Annotated in this window: 26 protein-coding genes; 20 read left to right on the forward strand and 6 right to left on the reverse strand. The window is 67.0% G+C overall.

Annotation, left to right across the window (positions count from 1 at the left end):
- Positions 1-111: 111 nt before the first annotated feature.
- Together DWG18_RS15325 and DWG18_RS11745 are read left to right on the forward strand one after the other, a co-directional pair.
- Positions 112-786, forward strand: coding sequence for a hypothetical protein (locus DWG18_RS15325; protein WP_162823822.1), 675 nt, complete (start codon positions 112-114; stop codon positions 784-786).
- Positions 787-894: 108 nt separating this feature from the next.
- Positions 895-1248, forward strand: a complete 354-nt coding sequence (locus DWG18_RS11745; RefSeq protein ID WP_115647362.1) for an FKBP-type peptidyl-prolyl cis-trans isomerase — start codon at positions 895-897, stop codon at positions 1246-1248.
- 232 nt (positions 1249-1480) lie between these two features.
- Here DWG18_RS11745 and DWG18_RS11750 read toward each other — a convergent pair whose 3' ends face one another.
- Positions 1481-2107 carry an RDD family protein gene (locus tag DWG18_RS11750; RefSeq protein ID WP_162823823.1) on the reverse strand — a complete coding sequence of 209 codons (627 nt, stop codon included), beginning with the start codon at positions 2105-2107 and terminating at the stop codon, positions 1481-1483.
- A gap of 777 nt (positions 2108-2884) precedes the next feature.
- On the opposite strand from DWG18_RS11750, the gene DWG18_RS11755 reads away from it, so the two are divergent.
- The 3 genes from DWG18_RS11755 to DWG18_RS11765 all read left to right on the forward strand — a co-directional run bounded on the left by DWG18_RS11755 (position 2885) and on the right by DWG18_RS11765 (position 5775).
- Complete coding sequence (locus tag DWG18_RS11755) at positions 2885-4528, forward strand: DUF3300 domain-containing protein (protein ID WP_115647364.1); 1644 nt, start codon at positions 2885-2887, stop codon at positions 4526-4528.
- Positions 4529-4542: 14 nt separating this feature from the next.
- Positions 4543-5442 carry a DUF2950 domain-containing protein gene (locus tag DWG18_RS11760; protein WP_205289349.1) on the forward strand — a complete coding sequence of 300 codons (900 nt, stop codon included), beginning with the start codon at positions 4543-4545 and terminating at the stop codon, positions 5440-5442.
- A gap of 144 nt (positions 5443-5586) precedes the next feature.
- Positions 5587-5775: a CPXCG motif-containing cysteine-rich protein gene (locus DWG18_RS11765; RefSeq protein ID WP_115648163.1), complete on the forward strand. Its 189-nt coding sequence runs from the start codon at positions 5587-5589 to the stop codon at positions 5773-5775.
- Between the two features lie 104 nt (positions 5776-5879).
- Here the strand turns inward: DWG18_RS11765 and DWG18_RS11770 are convergent, their stop codons facing one another.
- Positions 5880-7019 (reverse strand): glutathione-independent formaldehyde dehydrogenase, encoded by a 1140-nt coding sequence (locus DWG18_RS11770; RefSeq protein WP_115647365.1) that lies wholly within the window; start codon positions 7017-7019, stop codon positions 5880-5882.
- A gap of 269 nt (positions 7020-7288) precedes the next feature.
- Between DWG18_RS11770 and DWG18_RS11775 the strand changes: the two genes are divergently transcribed.
- Positions 7289-7759, forward strand: a complete 471-nt coding sequence (locus DWG18_RS11775; RefSeq protein ID WP_115648164.1) for a DUF1456 family protein — start codon at positions 7289-7291, stop codon at positions 7757-7759.
- A gap of 101 nt (positions 7760-7860) precedes the next feature.
- Here the strand turns inward: DWG18_RS11775 and DWG18_RS11780 are convergent, their stop codons facing one another.
- On the reverse strand, positions 7861-9162 hold the full coding sequence (locus DWG18_RS11780) for a dicarboxylate/amino acid:cation symporter (RefSeq protein ID WP_240318659.1): 1302 nt from the start codon (positions 9160-9162) through the stop codon (positions 7861-7863).
- A gap of 269 nt (positions 9163-9431) precedes the next feature.
- Here DWG18_RS11780 and ppk2 point away from each other — a divergent pair, with 269 nt between their 5' ends.
- From ppk2 to DWG18_RS11800, 4 genes are all read left to right on the forward strand, one after another.
- A complete protein-coding gene (gene ppk2, locus DWG18_RS11785; protein WP_115648165.1) occupies positions 9432-10214 on the forward strand; it encodes a polyphosphate kinase 2 in 783 nt (260 codons plus the stop codon).
- A 120-nt stretch (positions 10215-10334) separates the two neighbouring features.
- Entirely contained in the window at positions 10335-11234 is a 900-nt protein-coding gene (locus DWG18_RS11790; protein ID WP_205289350.1) for a prohibitin family protein, read from the forward strand.
- Positions 11235-11366: 132 nt separating this feature from the next.
- Positions 11367-11759 carry a hypothetical protein gene (locus tag DWG18_RS11795; protein WP_162823824.1) on the forward strand — a complete coding sequence of 131 codons (393 nt, stop codon included), beginning with the start codon at positions 11367-11369 and terminating at the stop codon, positions 11757-11759.
- Positions 11760-11853: 94 nt separating this feature from the next.
- Positions 11854-12273 carry a hypothetical protein gene (locus DWG18_RS11800; RefSeq protein WP_115647368.1) on the forward strand — a complete coding sequence of 140 codons (420 nt, stop codon included), beginning with the start codon at positions 11854-11856 and terminating at the stop codon, positions 12271-12273.
- A 9-nt stretch (positions 12274-12282) separates the two neighbouring features.
- Here the strand turns inward: DWG18_RS11800 and DWG18_RS11805 are convergent, their stop codons facing one another.
- On the reverse strand, positions 12283-12705 hold the full coding sequence (locus DWG18_RS11805; protein ID WP_115647369.1) for a DUF6326 family protein: 423 nt from the start codon (positions 12703-12705) through the stop codon (positions 12283-12285).
- A gap of 210 nt (positions 12706-12915) precedes the next feature.
- Here DWG18_RS11805 and DWG18_RS11810 point away from each other — a divergent pair, with 210 nt between their 5' ends.
- Positions 12916-13827 carry a CPBP family intramembrane glutamic endopeptidase gene (locus DWG18_RS11810; RefSeq protein ID WP_115647370.1) on the forward strand — a complete coding sequence of 304 codons (912 nt, stop codon included), beginning with the start codon at positions 12916-12918 and terminating at the stop codon, positions 13825-13827.
- Positions 13828-13869: 42 nt separating this feature from the next.
- Here DWG18_RS11810 and DWG18_RS11815 read toward each other — a convergent pair whose 3' ends face one another.
- Together DWG18_RS11815 and DWG18_RS11820 are read right to left on the reverse strand one after the other, a co-directional pair.
- Entirely contained in the window at positions 13870-14340 is a 471-nt protein-coding gene (locus DWG18_RS11815) for a hypothetical protein (RefSeq protein WP_115647371.1), read from the reverse strand.
- 214 nt (positions 14341-14554) lie between these two features.
- Positions 14555-14917: a DUF1428 domain-containing protein gene (locus tag DWG18_RS11820; RefSeq protein WP_115647372.1), complete on the reverse strand. Its 363-nt coding sequence runs from the start codon at positions 14915-14917 to the stop codon at positions 14555-14557.
- A gap of 131 nt (positions 14918-15048) precedes the next feature.
- Between DWG18_RS11820 and DWG18_RS11825 the strand changes: the two genes are divergently transcribed.
- From DWG18_RS11825 to DWG18_RS11865, 9 genes are all read left to right on the forward strand, one after another.
- The gene (locus tag DWG18_RS11825; RefSeq protein WP_205289351.1) at positions 15049-15534 is read left to right on the forward strand and encodes a DMT family transporter; all 486 of its coding nucleotides are present in this window, start codon (positions 15049-15051) and stop codon (positions 15532-15534) included.
- 83 nt (positions 15535-15617) lie between these two features.
- Complete coding sequence (locus DWG18_RS11830) at positions 15618-16175, forward strand: hypothetical protein (RefSeq protein WP_115647374.1); 558 nt, start codon at positions 15618-15620, stop codon at positions 16173-16175.
- Between the two features lie 82 nt (positions 16176-16257).
- Positions 16258-16479: a hypothetical protein gene (locus DWG18_RS11835; RefSeq protein WP_115647375.1), complete on the forward strand. Its 222-nt coding sequence runs from the start codon at positions 16258-16260 to the stop codon at positions 16477-16479.
- A gap of 29 nt (positions 16480-16508) precedes the next feature.
- The gene (locus DWG18_RS11840; RefSeq protein ID WP_240318519.1) at positions 16509-17084 is read left to right on the forward strand and encodes a hypothetical protein; all 576 of its coding nucleotides are present in this window, start codon (positions 16509-16511) and stop codon (positions 17082-17084) included.
- 3 nt (positions 17085-17087) lie between these two features.
- Positions 17088-17573 carry a hypothetical protein gene (locus tag DWG18_RS11845; RefSeq protein WP_115647376.1) on the forward strand — a complete coding sequence of 162 codons (486 nt, stop codon included), beginning with the start codon at positions 17088-17090 and terminating at the stop codon, positions 17571-17573.
- 33 nt (positions 17574-17606) lie between these two features.
- Positions 17607-17951, forward strand: coding sequence for a hypothetical protein (locus DWG18_RS11850; RefSeq protein WP_115647377.1), 345 nt, complete (start codon positions 17607-17609; stop codon positions 17949-17951).
- A gap of 106 nt (positions 17952-18057) precedes the next feature.
- The gene (locus DWG18_RS11855; RefSeq protein ID WP_115647378.1) at positions 18058-18681 is read left to right on the forward strand and encodes a HupB; all 624 of its coding nucleotides are present in this window, start codon (positions 18058-18060) and stop codon (positions 18679-18681) included.
- Between the two features lie 118 nt (positions 18682-18799).
- On the forward strand, positions 18800-19318 hold the full coding sequence (locus DWG18_RS11860; protein ID WP_115647379.1) for a GNAT family N-acetyltransferase: 519 nt from the start codon (positions 18800-18802) through the stop codon (positions 19316-19318).
- 101 nt (positions 19319-19419) lie between these two features.
- The gene (locus DWG18_RS11865; protein ID WP_205289352.1) at positions 19420-19977 is read left to right on the forward strand and encodes a hypothetical protein; all 558 of its coding nucleotides are present in this window, start codon (positions 19420-19422) and stop codon (positions 19975-19977) included.
- Position 19978 lies beyond the last annotated feature (1 nt).

Consider the following 19978-nt stretch of genomic DNA (forward strand, 5'->3'; position numbering starts at 1 on the left):
GAAAGGCGCCTTCTTTGGTTATCTTTCTTTGCACCAGCAAGAAGGTGGCTCGGGCGCGCCTGCGCACGAGGCGCTTTTTGCTCACGCGACTAAAGATGAGCACCAGCGCACATGACAACACCGCTCTCCCTAACCGCCGCATTCCTGTTGTCAACTACCTTGGGTGTTCCAACCGCCCCGCCCGCGGCCGGCAACACCGTTGATCCTTCAGCCGTATCGCTCTATCGGCAGACTCAGCAGTTGCTGCTCGATCGCATCCGTGGCGGCGTTCGCGCGCAGGTGCATCTCGAATTGCCCGACGCAAGCGTCGACGATGGATTCGACGAGTACGTAATAGACGACCTGGTCCGACTGCGCGAAGTCCGCCTCCATCGGGAGTCGTTCGTAGTCGGGACGGGCTACTGCAACCGCGTGGACGACGGGGAGTTCAAGTGCCGTCAGATCGAAGAGGTGGAGCTCGGCATACGCCCGATCCACGACGATCGTGTCTACCGGGCCCTCGCGTCGGAGTCGCCTTGCGGCGCATCCATGTGTCGCCAGATCGATGTTGAGGAGCGGGATAACGATGCGGAAACCCTGGATTTCGTAGAGAGCCTGGGTGCCGTGCCTGACCCGACATCCCACTACGCGTTTCGCCTGCTCATCCGCGCTGACGGATTGCCATATTCGTTCGAAGAGGTTCGCCTCAACGCGGACGGCCTGATCGAACCGCGTGCCACCTTCACCTTCGACTACTCCACACCGGTAGGAGCGATCAGGTTGCCGATCGAGCCCCCGGCGATCTGACACGCGAAGACAGGATCAGGTTCCGATTTGCCGAAGGAACGAGCCTGAGGCCTCTTTCATGGGACCGCTACACTTCGGGGCCGACCGCTTCACCGACAGGAGCCCGCTATGACCTACACCACCACCGCATCCGGCCTGCAGTACGAGGACACCGTCGTCGGTACCGGCCCAGAAGCCAAGCCCGGTCGCAATGTCGTCGTGCATTACACGGGCTGGCTGTTCGAGAACGGCCAGCAAGGCGAGAAGTTCGATTCGAGCAAGGACCACGGCGAGCCCTTCATCTTTCCGCTGGGCGGCGGCATGGTCATCAAGGGTTGGGACGAAGGCGTGCAGGGCATGCGCGAAGGCGGCGTCCGCACGCTGATCATTCCGCCCGGCCTGGGCTATGGCGCGCGCGGCGCCGGCGGCGTGATTCCGCCGAACGCGACGTTGAAGTTCGAAGTGGAGTTGCTCGGCGCCTGAGGCACCGGAATGAGGTCGGCTTCGTTTTGTCCTGACTGAAGTCAAGTCAGCTTTGCCGATTGTTTTCTCTTCGACCGCTGTCGTAGCCACTTCGACGGCATCGGAAAGCGGTCGGACCGCTTCGAAAGGTCTGCGGGCGACCTCCCGAAGCGCTCCGGAGCCTTTCAAAAAAAGGCCGGGCTCAATCCGCAAGGAATGATCCCGGCCTCTTGTTCACTTCCCGACCTGACGCTCAGCGCGCGCGCACGACCTTGGTCTTGGCGATCGAGTCGTGCCAGCCGGTGGCGTCCTCGCTGAAGAGTACGGAAAAGGCTTCGAAGGGAATCATGCGCGAGAGCGTGCGGCCCAGGGCCTGACCCATCGAGGGGGCGGCGCCCCGCTCCGTGACCACGCGCGTGCCGCAGACGAACTTGCCGACCGTGCGCCCGAAGAGTCCTTCGAACAGCGTCCAGTACAGAACGAAGACCGGGACGCTGACGGCGTAGGCGCGTCCACCTTGAACGGCGTCTTCGCCCGCGACGACGATCACGGGAATCATGACCAGCATGACCAGCACGAAGTAGACCGCGTAGTCGATCAGCATGGTCAGGAAGCGCCGGCCTTTCCCGGCGTTCTCAGCGGTGTGGACGCGTTGCGATCCTGCGGCGATCACGGCGTCGCCGGCGCTGTACGGGTTCTGCATTTCCATCGGTTTTCCCCCTGGTGTGTAGGTGCTGTGCCTTATGCGTCGCTGTCCCCACAGCGACGAGCTGAGCTTATCGCTTCCGCCTTTTCGCGTCCGCCGCCTGCCTGTCCGTGCTGTCAGGAGGCACTTGCGCGTTGCGCGCTCCACCGTGATCACCGCAAGCGTCGAAACCACGGCGGGAAACAGGGCCGGGTTTCATTTTCCACGCCCGCCTTCAGCTGCGACCGCTTTCAGGCAGGCTCGTGCGCCGACGACCGCATCCCCGCTCGACGTCCCATCTGCCATGCTGCCCGCCGGCCGCAGCTTCCCTGCGGCGAACAGGAGTGCGCCATGAGCAAGGGTATGGACCGTAAGAAGGAAACGAAGAAGAAGCCGGCAAAGACACCGCAGGAAAAGCGCGCGGCCAAGAACGAGAAGAAGGCCTCGAAGCCGTTCGCCCCCACCTGACCGCGCCGGCGGAAGGCGGGAACAGGAAATGGGTCGCGCTCCACTTTCGGCAGGCGCGCGACGGTGAACCGATAGACCCGAAGGCGGCCGACACGGTGCCGGCGGTCGCCACCGGGAGCCGCGTGCCGAGGCTGGCGGTCGCGATGCGTCGTACGTCGCGGGGCCATGGATGCCTCGGCGACGTTCTCTATCGCTCTGGCCTGCGTTGCGCCGCGACCGGCTGCTTGCGTCGCGACTGCGGACGACCGGCGCTGCGGTCGCGCGTGTTGGGATACGACGCGGCGTCTTAACCTGCCGACGAAGTGAAACGGCGCGAGTCGTCGCACTCGCGATCGCATTGCTCGGGCGCGTCAGTCCTTCAGTGCTGCTCCACGCATGAGTCCGCTCACAGGCAACTTACGAAGTTGACTCGAAGATGGCCGCGACCGGGCGGACTCGAGCCCGATCTCAACCGATGGCGGTGCGGCGTTTCGGCCGATGGCTTGGTTGCATGCGGGAGGTGTCATGCGCATTCCCCTTGTCTGCATCGTTTCCACAGCTCTCCTTCTGACCAGCAGTTGCTCGCGCGACAAGGCGCCGACGACGGCGACGCCCACGGCCGCGCCCGCCGCGGCAACCACCGCTGCGCCGCCTGCCGCGGCTGCGGCGAAGCGTCCCAAGGAAGTGCTCTTCAGCCCGGAAGAGCTGCAGCAGATGGTGGCGCCGATCGCGTTGTATCCCGACGCGTTGCTGGCACAGGTGCTGATGGCTGCGACCTATCCGAGCGATGTGGCGGAAGCCGCTGCGTGGTCGAAGGCGCACCCCGAAGCGAAAGGCGACGCGGCGGTGAAGCAGGTCTCCGACCAGCCGTGGGATCCCAGCGTGCAATCACTCGTTGCGTTCCCGCAGGTGCTGTATGCCGCGGGCAACCAGGCCGCGTGGGTGCAGCGCCTGGGCGATGCGTTCCTCGCGCAGCCCGATGACGTGATGGACGCGGTGCAGCAGTTGCGCCAGAAGGCGAAGGCGAACGGCACGCTCGACTCCAACCAGTACCAGAAGGTGACTTCGCAACCGCGCGCGGCGGCGCCTGTGCAGGCAGCGCCGGCGCCATCCGAGCCGGCGGTCGGCGGTTACGAGTCGGCGCCTGTCGCCGCGGCGCCGCTCACCGAGACGATCCTCATCGAGTCGTCCGACCCGCAGACCGTGTACGTGCCGAGCTACGACCCGAACACCGCGTACGGCGCGTGGTCGTATCCGGCGTATCCACCGGTGTACTACCCGCCGCCCGCGAGCTACTACCCGATGGGCGGCGCGCTGGCGACGGGGCTGATGTTCGGCGTGGGGCTGGCGGCCGCCGACGCGCTCTGGGGCGACTTCGACTGGAACGACAACGACATCGATATCGACGTCGACCGTTACAACAACATCAACACCAACCGGCAGATCAACCGCACGCAGAACACCTGGAACCACAACGCCGCCAATCGCGATGGCGTGCCTTACCGCGACCAGTACGACCGCCAGAACAACAGCCAGCGTCTGGCCGGTGCGGATCGCCGCAGCGAATTCCGCGGCGAGGATGCGCAGCGTGCGCAGTCGCGCGAGCAGGCGCGTGCGTCGATGCAACAGCGGGGCGTGCAGGCGCCGGCGCGCAGCAACCAGGAAGCGCGTGAACGCGCGCAGGCCGCCACCTCCGAGCGCGACCGGACGCAGGCGCGGGAACGTGCGCAGACGCAGGCGCGCGAGCGGGCGCAGTCGGATCGCGCGCAGGCGGCACAGGCGGATCGCGCACGGGCTGATCGCGCGCAGAGTGCGAGTCGCGACCAGGCGCGTGATCGTGCGCAGCAACAGGCGCGCGCATCGCGGGACGGCGCGCAGAACCGGTCGCAAGCCCCCCAGCGGCATAGGCAGACGCAGAGCAACACGCAGGCGCGAGCCGCCGCGCGCAACCAGCAGCAGGCGCGACAACCGTCGCGGAGTAATGCCTTCGAAGGCGCCAGCAGGCCGCAGCAATCCCGGGCTTATGCGGAGCGCGGCCAGGCGAGTCGTCAGTCGGCGCAACGCCAGTCGCCACAACGTTCGTCCGGACAGCAGCGCTCATCGCCGCAGCGTCAGTCGTCGCAGCGATCCGGTGGCCAGCAGCGTCAAGGCGCGGGCGGCCGCCGTTAACCAGGAGTCTCCGCATGAAACGCTTCATGTGTTCGCTCCCGCTCGCGTTGTTGCTGGCGCTGGGGTCGTCGTCGCCGGTCGTCGCGCAGACGCGCTTCCCGACACCGGACGCCGCTGCCGATGCGCTGGTCAAGGCGCTGGGCACGCAACGTGCCGATGCGGCCGCGCTGGCCGCGCTGCTGGGTGCGAACTGGCGCGACTACGTGCCACTGGAAGGCATCGATCGCGCGGACGTCGACGCGTTTCTCGCCAAGTACCGCGAACGGCACGCATTCGAGACCGCGGCGGATGGCACGTCGACGCTCAGCGTCGGCACCGACCCCTGGACCTTCCCGATTCCGCTGGCCAAGGCTGCGGGTGGCTGGAGCTTCGACACGAAGGCGGGCGCCGAGGTGATGCGCACCCGTCGCATCGGCCGTGACGAACTCGATGCGGTGGAATCACTGCGCGCCTACCACGACGCGCAAATGGACTACGCCGAAGCGGATCGCGATGGCGACGGCGTACTCGAGTACGCGCAGAAGATCATCAGCACCGATGGGCTGCACGACGGCCTGTACTGGTCCGACGACGACACCGGCGAGATCAGTCCGCTGGGACCGCTGTTCGGCGATGCCGCGGTGGGCAACGACTGGCACGGCTACCACTTCCGCATCCTGACCGCGCAGGGCTCGCATGCACCGCGCGGCGCGCGCAGCTACATGCTGGGCGACAACATGAGCGGCGGCTTCGCCGCGATCGCGTGGCCGGCGAAGTACGACGAGACCGGCGTGATGAGCTTCATGATCAGCTGGAACGGCAAGGTGTACGAGAAGGACCTGGGTCCGAATTCGGAAGCGATCGCGCGTGCGATGAAGCAGTTCGATCCGGACGAGGGCTGGGTGGAAACCAAGGCCGCGGCGCCGGCGAAATAGTTCGGCGTGCAGGGCCGCCGTGTCAGGACCGGCGCGGCTCGCGAGCGGTAGCGCCCGCCCCTCGGTCCGCAACCGCGCTGATCCGCCCGCGACACCGACCGCCGCACAGTGCGTACGCGCATCCCGCCCGCGATCGGACTCGTCATGCTCGCCACCCTCGACACCACCTGCCCGTACTGCGGCGAAGTCATCAGCCTTGTCGTCGACGGCAGCGCCGGTGACCAGCGCTACATCGAAGACTGCAGCGTCTGCTGCCGCCCCATCACGGTCATCGTCGATGTGGATCACGAGGGCGATATCGACCTGCGCGTGCAGTCGGAATCCGAGACCTGATTCCGCCGGTCGACATCGCGCACGCCCGCCGCGCGATGCGAAACCCTGATGCGAACGGGTGCCGCACACGGATGATGTTGCGTCGCCCCAATCGCTAGTCGCCATCACGTTCCCGGCTTCAGCAACACCTTCGTCCACCCTTCATTCCGCGCATCGAAATTCCGATAGCCCTCCGGCGCCTGCTCGAGCGGCAACTCGTGCGAGACGATGAATGAGGGTTTCGCCTTGCCCGCATGGATCAGGTTCATCAGGTAGCGGTTGTATTGCTTGACGTTCGCCTGCCCGGTGCCGAGCTGCAGGCCCTTGCTCCAGAACTCGCCGAAGTCGAACGCGATCTGACCCTTCTTCGCGAGCGCATCCGCGCCGCCGGGATCCTTCGGCATGAACACGCCCACGCAACCGATGCTGCCGGTGTCCTTCACTGTCTTCACCAGGTTGTTCATGGTGAGGTTCGGCACTTCGTGGCCGGCGCCGTTGAAGCACTGGTAGCCGACGCATTCGCAGCCGCGGTCGGCGCCTTTGCCTTTCGTGAGTTCGAGGATCTGTTCGACGCCGTCCTGCTCGGTATCGTCGATCGTGATCGCACCGATCGCGTCGGCGAGCGCGAGGCGATCCTTGTGGGAATCGACCACCATCACCTGATACGCGCCGCGGATCATCGCCGAGTACGCCGCCATCAGACCGACGGGGCCCGCGCCGTAGATGACGACGCTCTCGCCCGGTCGCACGCCGGCGAGTTCGGTCGCGTGATAACCGGTCGGAAAGATGTCCGACAGCATCACGTAGTCGTTCTCGCGGTCCCCCGCGTCTTCGGGCAGCACGAGGCAGTTGAAGTCGGCGTACGGCACGCGCAGGTATTCGGCCTGGCCGCCGTCGTACGGGCCCATCTCGGCATAGCCGTACGCGGCGCCGACGCTGCCGGGGTTCGCGATGAGGCAGGCGGCGGTGAAGCCGCGCTCGCAGTTCTCGCAGAAGCCGCAGCCGATGTTGAACGGCAGGCAGACGCGATCCCCGACCTTGACGCGTTCGACGCAGCCGCCGGCTTCGATCACTTCGCCGAGGTTCTCGTGGCCGAACACCTTGCCCTTTTCGACGCTGGTGCGGCCTTCGTACATGTGCAGGTCGGAACCGCAGATGTTGGTCGTCGTGATGCGGACGATGACGTCGGTGGGCTTTTGGATCTTCGGATCAGGCCGATGCTGGACGCTGACATCGCGCGGGCCGTTGTAGACGAGTGCTCGCATGGAAGACTCCTGCGCCGTCGATGCGTCCGCAGCTCGGGACGGCGGCCGTCCACAGGCGCGTTCGCGAGCGGCCGCGCGCCCGATCGATACGACGGGACGCGACGCGACCGTAGGTGCAGGCGCGTGCACCGCACGGCAAAGCGAACGGGGTCGGCGGGCGCATCGAGCGTGCGAGACACGCGGCACGTGCACGTCGTTTCGATGGCAGCGCGACGGACTGCCGCCACGTCACTTATCCTGCGCAGGTCCCACAGCGGCCGGTGGAAGCCATGATCAATAACGACGTCCTGCGCAGCGTGCGCTACATGCTCGACCTCAGCGACGCGCACGTCGCCAACCTCGTCGAGATGGCGGATCCGAGCGTGGTGCTCGATCGCGGCGACGTGCAGGCGTTCCTGCGCAAGGAAGACGAACCAGGCTTCGCACCGTTCAGTGATCGCCTGCTCGGGCTGTTCCTCGACGGCCTGGTGATCCATTTCCGCGGCCGGCAGGAGGGCGCGACGCCGCGACCGCCCGAGAAGCGCGTCAACAACAACGCCGTGCTGAAGAAGCTGCGCGTCGCGTTCGAGCTGAAGGACACCGACCTGACGGAAATCTTCGCGTCGGCCGGTTACGCGATCTCCAAGCCCGAGCTGTCGGCGCTGTTCCGCCAGCCGGGCCACAAGAATTTCCGCCTCTGCGGCGATCAGCTGCTGCGCTACTTCCTGCGCGGGCTGACGTTGCGGGTGCGCGGGGGCTGAGGGTCAGGCCGGCCGTTTGACGCCGGCATCGAAGCGTTCGCGGGTATCCATGCGCAAGTTGCGACCGCGTTCTACCGGGGCCGCACCGGAGACGCCAGGTGTCAGTCGATGGGCGGCTCGCCCGATGCGGAGATCAGTCGCGGTGCTCCGTCCAGCGCCGCCTTGAGCGCGTCGCGATCGAGTTCGCCCTCCCAGCGCGCGACCACCACCGTCGCCACCGCGTTGCCAATGAAGTTGGTCAGCGAGCGGCATTCGCTCATGAAGCGGTCGACGCCGAGGATCAGCGCCATGCCGGCGACGGGCACTTCGGGCACGACCGCGAGCGTCGCCGCCAATGTGATGAAGCCGGCGCCGGTCACGCCGGCCGCGCCCTTGGAGCTGAGCATGGCGACGAGCAGCAGCACGATCTGGTGACCGAGCGTGAGGTGCGTGTCGGTGGCCTGCGCGATGAACAGCGCGGCAAGCGTCATGTAGATGTTGGTGCCGTCGAGATTGAACGAGTAGCCGGTCGGCACGACCAGGCCGACCACCGACTTGCCGCAGCCCGCCTGCTGCATCTTCTCCATCAGCGACGGCAGCGCCGATTCCGACGACGACGTGCCCAGCACCAGCAGCAGCTCGGCCTTGAGATAGCGCACCAGCTTCAGTACGGAGAAGCCGCACAGCCGCGCGACGATGCCGAGCACCACGAGCACGAACAGCAGCGAGGTGATGTAGAACGCGCCGACCAGCCACGCGAGGTTCACCAGCACCGCGATGCCGTACTTGCCGATGGTGAACGCCATCGCGCCGAACGCGCCGATCGGCGCCAGCCGCATCAGCATGTGCACGAGGCGGAACACGGGCGCGACCAGTGCGTCGAGGAACACGACGATGGGTCGACCGCGCTCGCCCGACAACGTGAGCGCGATGCCGAACAGCACGGCGACGAACAGCACCTGCAGGATGTTCTCGCCCACCAGCGGGCTGACCAGCGTGGTCGGAATGATGTCGAGCAGGAACCCGGTCAGCGTGAGTTCGTGCGATTTCTTGACGTAGTCGTTCACCGCCGACGGATCGAGCGTCGCGATGTCGACATGCATGCCCGCGCCCGGCTGCACGACGTGCGCGACGACCAGACCCACCACCAGCGCGAGCGTGGAGAAGAACAGGAAGTACACCATCGCTTTCACGAACACGCGGCCGACGCTGCGCAGGTGCGGCATGCCCGCGATGCCGGTGACGATGGTGAGGAAGATCACCGGCCCGATGATCATCTTCACCAGCTTGATGAAGGCATCGCCGAGCGGCTTCAGTGCGGCGCCCCATGCGGGCTCGAAGTGGCCGAGCAGCGCGCCCAGCAGGATCGCAACCAGCACCTGCGCGTAGAGGTGGCGGTGGAACGGCGGACGCGACGTGGGCAACGCGCGGGCATCGGTGTTGGCTTGCAGATCGATCACGCGGGCTCCGTGGGCAACCTCGGGTTCGTAGGGCGCGGCGGACGATGACGCGATCCGCGTGCCGAGCATAGGGCGGCATCGTGCCGCGCGGGTGGAGGCGACGGGCGGCCGCGGAAGGCGTCCGGCCGATCGTGGCGGATGCCGCCTCCACATCGCGCGACGCAGCGCCGTGCATGATCGAGCGGCAGGCGCATCCGCCCGACGCGCCACCATTTGCCTGCTGCGAGGCGTCCATGAGTCGACTGAAGAAGAAGGCCTACAAGGCGCTGATGGAGCCGATGCAGCGGGAGCTGGTCGCCATGGAGGAGTGGCTGCGCCATGCCGGCGAGCGCGTGCTGGTGCTGTTCGAAGGCCGCGACAGCGCCGGCAAGGGCGGCGCGATCCAGGCGATCGCGGAACATCTCAATCCACGCCAGTGCCGTCGCGTCGCGCTGCCGAAACCGACCGAACGCCAGTCGACGCAGTGGTATTTCCAGCGTCACGTCGCGCACCTGCCAGCGGCGGGCGAGATCGTGCTGATGGATCGCAGCTGGTACAACCGCGCCGGCGTCGAACGGGTCATGGGCTACTGCACCGATGCGCAGTACGAAGCCTTCCTGCGCCAGGCGCCGCTGTTCGAACGCCTGCTGGTCGACGATGGCATCCGCCTGTTCAAGTACTGGCTGTGCGTCGACCAGGACAAACAGGACGAGCGCTTCCAGGAGCGTCTCGACAATCCGCTGAAGGGCTGGAAGCTGTCGCCGATCGACCTGCAGTCGCGCACGCACTACCAGGACTACACCGACGCGCGCGAAGCCATGCTGCGCGCCACGCACACCGACCAGGCGCCGTGGACGCTGGTCGACTTCAACGACCAGCGCCGCGGCCGCCTCACCTTGGTACGGGACCTGCTCGACCGCCTGCCGGACACGCGCGTCGATACGCCGGCGATCACTCTGCCGCCGCTCGACGGCCCGCTGAAGGACGAGACCTACAGCGTGCTCAAGCCGGTGCCTTCGTTTCCGTTGTCGGAATGAGACCGACGCGCGCTGGCAGCGCGACCCGTCCAGTGGTCTCATAGGCGCACCGGAGTGGGGACTCCGCGCGCCGCAGGCCAGCGCCGACGGTTGCGTCTTCGATCAGCAGGGGAAAGTGCAATGCGTATGAACCCGATGGGCACGGGGCCGTCCGGCCGCGCGGGCGCCCGACTCGTGAAGTGGGTGGTGATCGCGCTGGTCGCGATCGTGGCGCTGTTCGTGTTCCTGCCTTTCGCGGTGGTGCCCAACGGGCATCGCGGCGTGCGGCTCACGTTCGGCAGTGCATCCGACGAGGTGCTGACCGAAGGCCTGCACTGGCGCACACCGCTGATGCAGACGGTCTACAAGATGCCGGTGCTGATCGAGCGCTCGGAGACCGAGAGCGAAGCGGCGTCGCGCGACCTGCAGCGCGTGCGCACGCAGGTGGTGCTCAACTACCACGTCGACCCGAAGCAGGTCGTGCGCGTGTACCGCACCATCGGCGAGTTCGACAACATCGAGCCGCGCATCATCGATCCGACCGTGCAGGAAGCTATGAAAGCGGTGACCGCGCTGTTCACCGCAGAAGAACTGGTGACCAAGCGTCCCGAAGTGTCGGACCGCATCCGCTTCGCGGTGAACAACCGCCTGCAGCGGCACGGCATCATCGTCGACGAATTCGCGATCACCAACTTCAAGTTCAGTGAATCGTTCGACGCGGCGATCGAGGCCAAGACCGTCGCCGAACAGCAGAAGCTCAAGGCCGAGCGCGACCTCGCGCGCATCCAGGTGGAAGCGGAGCAGAAGGTCGCTGAAGCGCGGGGCCTCGCCGAGTCGCAGAAACTCAACGCCGAGGCGCAGGCGGTCGCACTGCAGGCGCAGCGTGCGGCGGTGACGCCGGAGCTGATCGAACTGCGTCGCGTCGAAGCGCAGCTGGAAGCGATCAAGCGCTGGGACGGCCATCTGCCGACGGTGTCGGGCGGCGCGACGCCGCTGCTCAATCTCGACGCCGAGACCTTGCAGCGCGGCCGCACGCCGTAACACGACACGGCACCGCAACCCCGCTCGCCCCGCCCGCGCGTTCGGGACACTGCGGCCGCCGCGATGCGCGGTCCACCCACTCCTCCAATGCACGCGGCGCGACGCCGCAAACGTCCGACCGGGGAAACGAAGATGGCCCATCTGTTTGCACGATCCAGCGCCGCCAAGGCGCTCGCACTCGCCGGACTGGCGCTCGTCAGCGCACCCGCGCTCGCCGGGGACTGGATCGACGAGCTCGACGCCCGCTGCAACGCCGGCCAGGCGAATGACTGCGCCACGCTCGGCGACCAGCTGGCGGGTGGCTACGTCACCGCGAAAGACCCGGTGCGGGCGCGGGCGGCATACGAGAAGGAGTGCGCTCTGGACAGCAAGGGCCCGTGCGTCGGCCTGTACCAGATGCTCGCGCTGGGCATCGGTGGCCCGGCCGATCCGGTGCGCGCCAGGCAGCTCGAAGCCAAGGCCTGCCACACCGGCATCCTGTCGTTGCAGGTTCATCTGGAGTCCAAGGGGCTCTGCAAGAAGTAATTCGCGCCGTGCGTGCGCGACTCGACGTTGAAACCGGGTCGCGCATGCGTCGTGTCACGCAGTCGAGTTTCCGAACCGCCCGGGGCCGTGCCGCATGAAGAACGTCGTCCGACTTGCGATCCTCGCATCCGTGCTGCTGCCCGCCCTCGCCTTCGCCGACGAGCGCTGGTACTGGGCCACCGCACAGTGCAGCGATGAAGACGATGAAACCGTCTACATGTTCGCGGCGCTCGTCGACATCACCACCGACATCGACCCGGACAGCGACGAGCCGCAGGAAAGCAAGGATCACGCGCGTTTCGGCTTCGGCAACTACGCCGAGGACACGTACGCCGAGCAGTACTGCGGCGTGGCGGAGATCACCGCACAGAACATGTACGCGACCAGCAGCTTCGACACGCGCGAGGAAGCCGAAGCGTCGCTCGACGACTACGTCGCGCGCGAGGAAGCGGACGACCGGCCGTGGCTGAAGATCATCCGCGTCGACGAATACGACTACGACAGCACCGAATAGGCGCGGGAACTACGCCACCGCGCGGCGCGGCCACCGCCATGCAGTCCAGACGATGAGTGCGGTCAGTACAGCTTCGAGCGCACCCATCGCGATGTAGAACGCCCAGCCGCTCTTCGATATGACGAGCAGCTGGATCAACGTGTAGAGCGCACCGACACCGATGTTCAGCACGCGGCATGCGCGGCTGCCGAGCACGATGCTGAGCACGATCATCAGGCTCGGCACCATCAGCATGATCGACGTGCCCAACAGCACGCCCTGCGTGACGGGGCCGAGCGGAGCAATGCGGCCGGCGAGCATGCCCGAGAGCTTGCCGGGCACGTACAGCTCGAAGTAGTCGGCATAGACGTAGCAGAACATCGTCGACGTCCACATCGCGGCGAGCGTATAGCGCGTGGGGACGCGGACATCGTCGAGCGGCGGCGCGGCCATGCGGAAACTCCTCGTCGTGGGCGACGGTGCGGATCGTGGCGCATGTCGGGCCGCGATGGTGGACGAGCAAGCCGTCCGTTTGCGCGCCGCTGACCGGCGGTGCACGCGATATGCAACACGGGAGGTCGCGACCATCGCCGGCCCTATCCCCGTCGGATCCATGACCATCCGCCACTGCCGTTCACGCTGCGACACCGGCATGCTGGGCGCATGTCGACCCGATCGTCCCGTTCGCATGCACGCCTCGCACTGGGCGTGGTGGCGCTCGTCTACGCCGCGGCGTTCGTCGTGCTGATGCGCATGCCCGGTGCCAGCGTTGCCGAGCCCTTGTTCCTGCTCGCGGCACTGGTCGGCGTGTTTCCCCTGCTGGCCTGGGCGCTGACGCGTCGACCGCGCCCGGTGCACACGCCGCGACGCCGCGCTCCGGCGATACCGGTGCTCGCCTATCTCGCGCTGTTCGCGGTGCTGGTGCTGGGCTGGGGCTTCTCGGCGCTCAACACCGCCGTGCCGGGGCAGCCCGCGCAGACCATCGCGCAGACCGCGCTCAAGCTGATCACGATGACGCTGCTGCCCGCGATGCTGTTCCTGCGCGGACGCCGCCTGCCGTCGCGCCTGTCGTCGACGCGCCTCGCGGTCACGTTCGTGGTGCTGTCGATCGCCTACCTCGGCTTCCAGGCCGTGTTCGGGCGCGGCCTGCGCACGCTCGCCGAGCTCGCCCCGTCGACGCTGACGCTGCTGTGGGCGGTGCCGGCCTGCTTCGCGTGGGAAACGATCGAAGCGGGTCTATGCGAGGAGATGCTGTTCCGTCGCGTGCTGCAGCAACGCATCGAGGACGCAACCGGCTCACCCGTCGCCGCGGTGGCCTGGGCCTCGCTGCTGTTCGGACTCGCGCACGCACCGGGCCTGTGGATGCGCGGCGGAAACCTGATGGAAGGCGTCGCGCACGCGACACCGCTCTGGGCGATCGCCTATTCGATCGTGATGATCGCGCCGGCCGGCGTCGCGTTCGGCGTGCTGTGGACGCGCACGCGCTCGCTGTGGCTGGTCGTGCCGCTGCACGGCATGGTCGACCTGCTGCCGCACCTCGCGCCCTTCATCCGCGACTGGACCGGCGTGCACTGAACCGCATCGCGGCGACGTCGTGCGCCGCCGCGATGCCGCAATTCAGTAGTTGTCGCGATCGCCCGACAGCTTGATCTCCATGTCGTCCGCCTGTGTGGCGGCGATATCCATTGCGGCTTCGAGCTCGGCGGCGCTGACGTCGTCGGGCAGTTTGATGACGTAGACCAGCGTCTTGCCGCTGAGCTCCCAGGCGCCGAGCTTGGCCGATCGGCTGTTGTCGAGCAGCTTCAACGCCATCGCGCCGTCGATGGGGTCATCGTCGATGTTGCCGGCGGGCGAGAACACTTCGCGCACCGTGAAGCCGCCGACGTCTTCGGTCGATCCGCCCACGAACACCAGCTGCGTGCGGCCTTCCTTCGCGTAGTTGTAGACGACGCGGTAGTCGCCGTCCTTGTCCTTCTCGAACTTGACGTGGCGTGCATCGAGTCGGGCATCGACCGTCTGCGCGGCCTGCGCGGTGGACGTGGACGCGAGCAGACAGCAGGACAGTACGGCGAGCGCAATGGAACGCATGGTCTTCCCCCTTTGGGATGGCTTGACGACGATGGATGCAGGCCCGTCCCCACAGGCCGACGCAGTCGACGGACGCAGCATAAAGCACGTCCCCTCCCCGGCATCGGCGTCTGCAGCGACGTCATGGCGGTCGGCAGACACCACGAAGGCCGACATCGGCCGGCCTTCGTGGTGATCCGACGGACGATGGAACGCGCGTCGTCGCGCCGCGGGGTTATCGCGCGTCGAGCGTGCTCACGAACGGCTTGAACCCGCCCCAGAACATGCGCTTGCCGTCGAACGGCATGGGCTGCGCACCCGGCTGCATCTCCGGGTCGGCCATCAGCTTCTCCCAGCCGGCGTCACGCGTGGACTTGTCCGGCCAGACCAGGAACGAGAACACCACGTTCTCGCCGTCCTCGGCTTTTACCGCGCGGAAGAAGTCGGTGGTGTGGCCGTGTTCGAGGCCATCGCCCAGCGCTTCCACCGAGCCGACCGCACCGAGCGCCTTGGCCTTGGTGGCGAACGATTCGGCCATCTTGGTGTAGTCGCCGATCTTGTCGTCGCGTAACGGAAGAACGAATCCATCGATGTACATATGTGTCTCCAGACGAGGGTGGAATGCGTCGCGAGCGGCCGTGCCGCCCCCGACAGGCGGGCCCGACGGTAGGCGCGCGATCGATAAGGCGCTGCGAAGGTGGCGTGGGTCCCGGGGGATCCGCAGACTCCATGGCACCGCGCCATCGCGCCATGAGCCCACCTGTCATGAATTTCTCCACACTTCTCCCCGCGCTGCTCGTCCTCGTCGCGGGCGGCCTCATCGCGCTACAGGCGCCGACCAACGTGATGCTTGCGCGCGCAGGCGGATCGCCACTGTTGGCGGCGCTGATCTCGTTTTCGGTCGGAACGGTGGCGCTGTTGTTGGCGTGGGTACTCGGCGCGAGCCGTCCCACGCTGGCCTCTTTCGGGCCGCTGCCCTGGTACGCGTGGATCGGCGGACTCTACGGTGCCACCTATGTCGCCATCGCCGCCTACGCCGCGCCGCGCATCGGGTTGGCCACGCTGATCACGATCGGCATTGCCGGCCAGATCGCGATGGCGCTGTGGCTGGACCACCATGGCGCGCTCGGCCTGCCGCGCGTGCCGGTGAACCTGCCGCGGGCGATCGGCGCGGTGCTGGTCGTCGTAGGCGTGGTGCTGGTGCGCAAGAGTTAGACAGCCCGACGGACCGAGGGTCGTCTCGCCACAGCCGTTCCATCGGCTACGATCGCCAATGACGTCATCCTCAGGGATTCACCATGGCCACCAAGACTGTCATTGCGATTGGCTTGCTCGCGCTGTGCGGCTCGACCGACGCGTTCGCTCGCGAACTTTCGCCGCTCACGCGGTGCTTGAAGACAACATTCACGGAACAGCTTAGTGGGCCGGTACGCGAGCAGCCGCGTCTCGCGTCGAGCCATCGTGACTTCATCGCGCTCCACGACGGTAACTTCCGCTGGCATGGTGAGCCCAAGCAGAGTCCCGCCAACCTCACCTACGTCTACTGCTTTCGCAAGATCGAGGATGAAGGCGGCGTTCTGTTTGCTGACGGCAAGCCCATTCCCATGACGCGCAAGGCGGGCGGACAACGTGTCAGCAGCGGTGCTGAGTCGACCATGCTGCGCGACGGCGACACGATGGAGACGCTCTACACCAGCTTGGGCAGCAAGGGTGGCGCCAGCACCGCGATCGAAATTCTCTACGACGGTCAGGACAAGACGTCGCGGCTTACCATGCTGACGACCCAGCGCAACGATGGCACGTTGGTGATGATGACGGCGCCCGCAGTCGAGACCGAAATCCCGCCCGGCAGCTGATCGGCCGCGCCGCACGCCCGACGCAACCCCGCGCCACGCAAGGCTTCTCAGTCCGTGAGATGCGCACGTCGAGACTGGCGGCATGCCCGCCATCCGCTCGACCCGCCCGCCGCAGGACTTCGTGTCCATCACCGCGCCCAACTGGGCGCAGCTGTGCGCACTGCTCGGTGAAAGTCCGAAGCAGCTGACGCTCCGGGTCGACGGCAAGTGCGTCGGCTGGCGCGCGCCGCAGATGTGGTACGTCGACCCGGACAGCTACCGCGCGGTGATGCAGCGCTGGCCCGACGGCTACTGGCCCGGCTGACGGCCGTGCCGGCGGCGGCGATCCGCGCGATGATGGACGCCCGCATTCCGTCGGCCACCGCCATGCATTCCGAGTACGACCCCGACGACAACTTCGCGCACGCGTTCGGCGAATCGTCCGACCTCGACGATGAAGCCGCGCTCGAGGCCGTGATGTGGCAGCTGCTGCTCGCGATCAATCCGGGCGACGACGACGCCGCGCAGGCGCAGTTCGCGCTGTGGCAGGAAGCCAGCGGCGGCACCGACGACCTCGACGTCGCGCTCGATGCGTTGCGCGAGGCGATCGACTGGAAGTCCGGCTTTCACATCGTCGAAGGTGATACGCGCGGCCTGGTCGAAAGCCTGGAAGAACTCGCTTCGCGCTTCGACCTGCGCATCGACTGGGGCGTCGAGGACGCGACCGACGACGACTTCCTCGACGACACCGACGTATCGGCGTTGCTCGACACCGCCTTCCATCGCCTGCGCGAACACCATTACACGCTGTGGGTGCGTGATGCCGGCCCGGACCTACATGCCGGCTGGATCGCGCACAGCCGCGACGACGAGAACATGCGGGCGATTGCCGAAGCGCTCGGCATTCACGTGCGTCCGGCCGCCGCCTGAGCCGTGGACCGCGGCCGCAAGCAACCGCTCTACCGCCGCGTGAACACGCGCACCCACGGCGTGCGCGATCACGACCGCGGCGGTGAATTCCGGCACACGCGCAATGCCAAGAATCCCGAGCACGACTTCGTCACGCAGGCGTCGATGGGGGCGGAAACGAACCGTGGCGTCGACTACACGCCGCTCTACCGCTTTCTGCTCTCGCGCGTCGGCCGACCGTGGGAGGAGACGTATCGCGAGGCGGTGTCGCGCCTCGACCGGCCCGAACCGGTCTTCTGGATGGTGGCGAAGCAGCGCGAGGACGCGCGCGACGTGGTGCGAACCGGTCATTCGAGCTACTTCAGCGGTCTGTACGTGGGCGACGACGGCCTGCTCCATCGCACCGACCCGTCGCTGGACGAACACTCGCTGGCGCCGGACTGCCGCTGCTGCACGCACACGTTCAACGGCGTGCGGTTCACGCGGCCCTGCCCTGACGACGTTCCCTGACGTTTCCGCATTGCAGTGAAAGGACTCGCCCGCATGCGCACCGCCACCATCGTATTCGTACTTGCGCTGTCCGCCGGCACCGCGCGTGCCGACACCACGCTGTGCACGTTCTCCAGCCCCCACCACGACATCGAATTCGCCGGCGATGCCGCGGTATCGGCCGTCTACGTGCAGCGCAAGGACGGGCCGCATTCGCTTCCGGCGGGCAGCTATCGCCTTCTGCGCTTCGAAGCGCATGAGGCGCGTATCGACTTCGTGTTCGAGAATCCGGGTGATGCCCGGCTCCCTGCGTCGTTCACCCTGAAAGGCGCGGGACGCGAGGTGTGGATCGTCCAGGGTCATGAGCGCGAACGCGGCGAACTTCACTGCGGCCCCTGAGTGCTTCGCACCGCGTGCCGACGTCGACGTCTTGTCGCGACGTCGACAACACGCTTGTTATCGGAGCGGTGGCGCAACCCCGAGCGCCATCCATCAGGAGAACGACATGCCCCGTGGTGACAAGTCGTCGTATTCGAGCAAACAGAAGCGCCAGGCCGAACACATCGAGGACAGCGAGCGCAAGCAAGGGCGTTCCGAAGAATCCGCCGAGCGCATCGCCTGGGCGACGGTGAACAAGCAGGACGGCGGTGCGAAGAAATCCGGTGGGCGCAAGTCCGCCAAGAAGGCTGCGAAGAAGACCACGAAGAAGGCTTCGAAAAAGTCGAGCGGCCGCAAGTCGGCGTCGAAGACCGCCGCGCGCAAGAGCACGGCCAAGAAGGCAACACGCAAGACGGCTGCGAAAAAGACGGCCCGCAAGTCGGCTGCGAAGAAGGCGACACGCAAGACCGCTGCGAAGAAGACTGCGCGCAAGTCGGCTACGAAGAAGGGCGCACGCAAGAGCACGGCGAAGAAGGCTGCACGGAAGTCGACCGCGCGGAAGTCGACGGCCCGCAAGGCGGCGGCGAAGAAGGGCGGACGCGCCAGCGCCGCGAAGAAGACGGCGCGCAAGTCGACCGGTCGCAAGACGGCCAGCAAGAAGAGCGCGCGCAAGTCGACCGCGAAGAAGTCCACCGCGCGCAAGGGCGGCGCCCGCAAGCGCGCGTCGAAGTCGGCGTCGCGCAGCCGCTGAGCGCTTGAACGCGACGGGTCGCCGCAATGGCGGCCCGTCGCATGTTCGCGGGTGCGATCGCTGACGTTGCACGGCGCACAGCGACTACGATGCCGGCAGCCTCCCGCGGTCGCCGCCCATGTCCGACTTCAACATCGTTCCGCTGCGCCCTGACGACGCGATGCGTCTCGGTCGCCTGATGGTGGCTGCGTATTCCGCACTCGAGGGCTTTCCGACGCCCGACGAACAGCCGCAGTACTACGCCCTGCTCGCCGATGTCGCACGTTTCGCGAAGGTGCCGGGCGCGACGGTGTTCACGGCGCTCGACGAGGACGACACGCTGCTGGGTGGCGTCGTGTATTTCGCCGACATGGCGCATTACGGCGCCGGTGGGGTCGCGACGCAGGAACGCCAGGCGGCCGGCTTCCGCTTGCTCGCCGTCGATCCGGCACTGCAGGGGCGCGGCGTCGGCAAGCGGCTGACGCAGCACTGCATCGACCAGGCGCGTCGCGACGGTCGTCGCGAGGTGATCCTGCACACCACCGCGGCGATGAAACCCGCGTGGGCGATGTACGAGCGGCTCGGCTTCCGCCGGTCGGAGGATCTCGACTTCCTGCAGCAGGGCTTTCCGGTGTACGGGTTTCGCCTCGCGCTGTAGCGGCTCGGCGCATCGACTTCGTACTCGCTTCACACACGGGTCATTCGGCGCCCATGCGTACGCGTCAGCCTGCGGCCCTGTCCGAAACCGGAGTTCGACCCATGGCCACGCCCACTCCCGTCGCACCGCATCGCGAACGCTGGACACCTGCGGCATGGATCGCCGCCACCATCCTCCTGCTGCTGCCTGCGATCGCCATGTCGCTTGGCACCGACGGCGTGACGTGGACGCCGTCCGACTTCGTCGTTGCCGGCGTGATGCTCTACGGCGCCTGCGCTCTGTACGAAGTCGCGCGTCGCATGTCGTCCGATCGCTGGTATCGCGCGGGTGCAGGCGTCGCCGTGCTGAGCAGCTTGCTGCTGGTGTGGGTGAATCTTGCCGTCGGGATCATCGACAGCGAACGCGACGCGGCGAATCTGGTGTTCGCGGGCGTACTCGCGATCGGCGCGATCGGTGCCGCCGTGGTGCGCTTGCGCGCAGGCGGCATGGCGACGGTGCTGCTCCTCGCCGCCACCGCGCAGGCGGGCGCGGCGGTGTATGCGGGGATCGCAGGCCACGACGGCAAGGACCTGGCCGCCGCCGGTCTGTTCGTGCCGATGTTCCTGGCGTCGGCGTGGCTGTTCCGGCGCGCGGCTGCGAGCACCGTCGCACGTCGCTGAG

The organism is Lysobacter sp. TY2-98 (genome assembly GCF_003367355.1).
Classification (GTDB): Bacteria; Pseudomonadota; Gammaproteobacteria; order Xanthomonadales; family Xanthomonadaceae; genus Cognatilysobacter.

Bases quoted from the DNA above. Each gene is read 5' to 3' on its own strand.
- DWG18_RS15325 (WP_162823822.1), top strand. From the start codon at position 112: ATGACAACACCGCTCTCCCTAACCGCCGCATTCCTGTTGTCAACTACC.
- DWG18_RS11745 (WP_115647362.1), top strand. From the start codon at position 895: ATGACCTACACCACCACCGCATCCGGCCTGCAGTACGAGGACACCGTC.
- DWG18_RS11755 (WP_115647364.1), top strand. From the start codon at position 2,885: ATGCGCATTCCCCTTGTCTGCATCGTTTCCACAGCTCTCCTTCTGACC.
- DWG18_RS11760 (WP_205289349.1), top strand. From the start codon at position 4,543: ATGAAACGCTTCATGTGTTCGCTCCCGCTCGCGTTGTTGCTGGCGCTG.
- DWG18_RS11765 (WP_115648163.1), top strand. From the start codon at position 5,587: ATGCTCGCCACCCTCGACACCACCTGCCCGTACTGCGGCGAAGTCATC.
- DWG18_RS11770 (WP_115647365.1), bottom strand. From the start codon at position 7,019: ATGCGAGCACTCGTCTACAACGGCCCGCGCGATGTCAGCGTCCAGCAT.
- DWG18_RS11775 (WP_115648164.1), top strand. From the start codon at position 7,289: ATGATCAATAACGACGTCCTGCGCAGCGTGCGCTACATGCTCGACCTC.
- ppk2 (WP_115648165.1), top strand. From the start codon at position 9,432: ATGAGTCGACTGAAGAAGAAGGCCTACAAGGCGCTGATGGAGCCGATG.
- DWG18_RS11790 (WP_205289350.1), top strand. From the start codon at position 10,335: ATGCGTATGAACCCGATGGGCACGGGGCCGTCCGGCCGCGCGGGCGCC.
- DWG18_RS11795 (WP_162823824.1), top strand. From the start codon at position 11,367: ATGGCCCATCTGTTTGCACGATCCAGCGCCGCCAAGGCGCTCGCACTC.
- DWG18_RS11800 (WP_115647368.1), top strand. From the start codon at position 11,854: ATGAAGAACGTCGTCCGACTTGCGATCCTCGCATCCGTGCTGCTGCCC.
- DWG18_RS11805 (WP_115647369.1), bottom strand. From the start codon at position 12,705: ATGGCCGCGCCGCCGCTCGACGATGTCCGCGTCCCCACGCGCTATACG.
- DWG18_RS11810 (WP_115647370.1), top strand. From the start codon at position 12,916: ATGTCGACCCGATCGTCCCGTTCGCATGCACGCCTCGCACTGGGCGTG.
- DWG18_RS11815 (WP_115647371.1), bottom strand. From the start codon at position 14,340: ATGCGTTCCATTGCGCTCGCCGTACTGTCCTGCTGTCTGCTCGCGTCC.
- DWG18_RS11820 (WP_115647372.1), bottom strand. From the start codon at position 14,917: ATGTACATCGATGGATTCGTTCTTCCGTTACGCGACGACAAGATCGGC.
- DWG18_RS11825 (WP_205289351.1), top strand. From the start codon at position 15,049: ATGGCACCGCGCCATCGCGCCATGAGCCCACCTGTCATGAATTTCTCC.
- DWG18_RS11830 (WP_115647374.1), top strand. From the start codon at position 15,618: ATGGCCACCAAGACTGTCATTGCGATTGGCTTGCTCGCGCTGTGCGGC.
- DWG18_RS11835 (WP_115647375.1), top strand. From the start codon at position 16,258: ATGCCCGCCATCCGCTCGACCCGCCCGCCGCAGGACTTCGTGTCCATC.
- DWG18_RS11840 (WP_240318519.1), top strand. From the start codon at position 16,509: ATGATGGACGCCCGCATTCCGTCGGCCACCGCCATGCATTCCGAGTAC.
- DWG18_RS11850 (WP_115647377.1), top strand. From the start codon at position 17,607: ATGCGCACCGCCACCATCGTATTCGTACTTGCGCTGTCCGCCGGCACC.
- DWG18_RS11855 (WP_115647378.1), top strand. From the start codon at position 18,058: ATGCCCCGTGGTGACAAGTCGTCGTATTCGAGCAAACAGAAGCGCCAG.
- DWG18_RS11860 (WP_115647379.1), top strand. From the start codon at position 18,800: ATGTCCGACTTCAACATCGTTCCGCTGCGCCCTGACGACGCGATGCGT.
- DWG18_RS11865 (WP_205289352.1), top strand. From the start codon at position 19,420: ATGGCCACGCCCACTCCCGTCGCACCGCATCGCGAACGCTGGACACCT.